The organism is Butyrivibrio sp. (assembly GCF_024699075.1).
This window is the reverse complement of the sequence record NZ_JAILQF010000152.1, coordinates 1-2,566: the sequence shown is the minus strand read 5'-3', so window position 1 is coordinate 2,566 and position 2,566 is coordinate 1. Positions and strand designations below refer to the sequence as shown.

Genomic DNA, 2,566 nt, shown 5'->3' with positions numbered 1-2,566 from the left:
TCCCATATTCATGAAAGACTATCTTCAGTCAGAGCATAACGGTATAGAACATATCGTAACCGATGAAAGGAACGACAAAGTAATATGGGAGAAGTAATAGAAGTTAACCTTATATCCCAAAGTGAGATACATGATAGTCTGATTTATGCAATAAATACGGACAAAGACGGACGTTGTGTCCATTATCACAGTGATGTCGATGTAATAGCCAATAAGTGTGCAAGGGTTCTAATATTAAAAGAGACGGCCTCAGTATTTAATTACTGGGGCTGTAACTTCTAAATCCATTGTTCCATCATCGTAAAAGATCGCAACCATCGGATAATTTGAGCGGAAATTATTAGAATCGACTTTACCAAACTGATACCTGTCACCAAAATGGTCTGTATTAAGGCTTTTGCCATAATACTCGGAAACAGCAATGAGCTCCGAGTTATTCAGAAGATATCCGTAAGCTGGAGCGTTGGTTCTTTTGGGAATAATAGAAGTAATATCCATGATATACTCATATCCTGTAACATGAGGAATTGTTTTTGTTGCTTCTTGAAGAGCGGCGTTCACATATTCAATTCTCTTTTTCTGATATGTTTTTGGGTAGATATGAGCAATATTAAGAACCGTAGCATCTACAACTTTTTTTCCGATGTATTCGCAGATATAGTCATATTCTGTTCTGGCGGCTACACCATAGTTAGATGCTCGCTCTTTTCTACCCTCAAGCCATGCATCATATTTTTGAATTGCAGCTGCATTCTTTCTAGGTGTCATCAGTATTTGACTCCCCACGGAGTATAATGGTTTTCTTAATATTAGTACGAACACTATTACGAGGATAACATATTTGATCATCCCTATGTGGCTATTATAGAGCCATGAAAAAAGACCAACCAAAGTAAGTATTATGGGCGGTCCCCAAACTAATACACGCCATACCATTACATAAAAAAGAGCATTAGCAATAGAATCTAACCCACCAGACGGTGCAAGTTTTCTTCCTAAAGTCCACATCAGGATATGTCCAACAAAAAGCCAGATTATGGCTATGATCAGCAATATTATAAACATTTTATATTATTAAAATCCTCTCCCCAATAACGTTCTTATATAGCAATTAGTATAATTATATACCTGTTTTCCAAAAATGATACAAAACAAAAGTATACGAAAATAAGATAAAATATGTACATTAGTACATATTTATTTTTTTGAAAAAATATGACAGAATAAAGGAGTGCATATGATAAACAGGGTTATCTCTCAATAACATATATCGGCAAATGGAGGTTTGCAGATATGAAAAACTTAAAGAAGCTTACACTGTTACACTCAAATGACATGCACGGTGATTTCCTTGCCGAGCAGGTAGCCCTCATGCAGTGCAAGATGGATAAGATGATAGGAACTCTTATAACACTGCAGGATGCGGCTGAAGAAATAGATGGAACAACGAAGGGAGTATGACTATGGGAGATGTACTTAATTTTAAATGTCCATGTTGTGGCGCAAAGCTTACTTTTAGTGGCAAGACTGAAGAGATGACCTGCGAATACTGTGATGCCAGTTTTTCCATAGAACAGGCCAAGGCAGCTCAGGAAGCTGAGGAGCAGGACGCTGCATCATCAAGCATGACCTGGACTACAACAGAAAAGCTCCTTATACAGGATGAAAATGGTAAAGTAAAAGGCTACTGCTGTCCATCATGTAGCGCCGAGATGGTGGCTGATGATAACACAGCAGCTACAGAATGCCCATATTGCGGCAATCAGGCGATAATACCTGAGTCTTTCTCAGGACTCTATAAGCCGGATTATGTTGTGCCTTTTTCTGTTGATAAGGAAAGTGCCAAAGGAAAGCTTAAGGACTTTGTCAAAGGCAAAAAGCTACTGCCAAAATCATTTACATCAGGTAACAGAATCGAAAATATCACAGGACTTTATGTTCCCTTCTGGCTTTACAGCTGCAAGGCAGATGGTACTGTGACTTTTGAAGGCGTGAAGAAATCAACTAGAGAAGATGCCAGATACACATATGAGAAGAAGGATTTCTACAGAGTCAGAAGAAGCGGAGAGATGACCTTTGAGAAAATCCCGGTTGATGCTTCAAGCAAGATGGATGCCACCGTTATGGAATCTTTAGAGCCTTTTGACATGACTAAAGCTGTGAAGTATGATGCTGCCTATTTTAGCGGCTACCTTGCAGACAGATATGACATTGCCGAGAATGATGCCAGACCAAGGGCTAATGAGCGTGTAAAAAACACCTTCAGAGATAAGATGCGCGAGCAGGTATCAGGTTATGATACAGTTGATGCCAAAGCAGAAAATATAAATCTGACTGATGCCAAAGCTGAATATGCCATGCTCCCTGTATGGATGATGACCACCAAATATGAAGGCACCTCTTACACCTTCGGAATAAACGGACAGACAGGAGAAATGGTTGGAAGCCTTCCTGTAGATAAAGGTCTTTACTGGCTTAGATTCGTTATCGGCATGGCAGTTTCTTTTGCCATAATACTTCTTTTGATCCTCTTCTTTGGAAAAAGTGGCATAACAATAAAAGGAGC

3 protein-coding genes are annotated in these 2,566 nt (G+C 39.1%); 2 read left to right on the top strand and 1 reads right to left on the bottom strand.

Annotation, left to right across the window (positions count from 1 at the left end):
* Nucleotides 1-249: 249 nt before the first annotated feature.
* Nucleotides 250-768, bottom strand: coding sequence for a hypothetical protein (locus K6G87_RS05965; RefSeq protein WP_296834940.1), 519 nt, complete (start codon nt 766-768; stop codon nt 250-252).
* Between the two features lie 525 nt (nt 769-1,293).
* On the opposite strand from K6G87_RS05965, the gene K6G87_RS05960 reads away from it, so the two are divergent.
* Nucleotides 1,294-1,461, top strand: coding sequence for a hypothetical protein (locus K6G87_RS05960; protein ID WP_296834939.1), 168 nt, complete (start codon nt 1,294-1,296; stop codon nt 1,459-1,461).
* A 2-nt stretch (nt 1,462-1,463) separates the two neighbouring features.
* On the top strand, nt 1,464-2,566 hold a 1,103-nt coding region (locus K6G87_RS05955; RefSeq protein WP_296834937.1), incomplete at its 3' end, for a hypothetical protein.

Bases quoted from the DNA above. Each gene is read 5' to 3' on its own strand.
- K6G87_RS05960 (WP_296834939.1), top strand. From the start codon at position 1,294: ATGAAAAACTTAAAGAAGCTTACACTGTTACACTCAAATGACATGCAC.
- K6G87_RS05965 (WP_296834940.1), bottom strand. From the start codon at position 768: ATGACACCTAGAAAGAATGCAGCTGCAATTCAAAAATATGATGCATGG.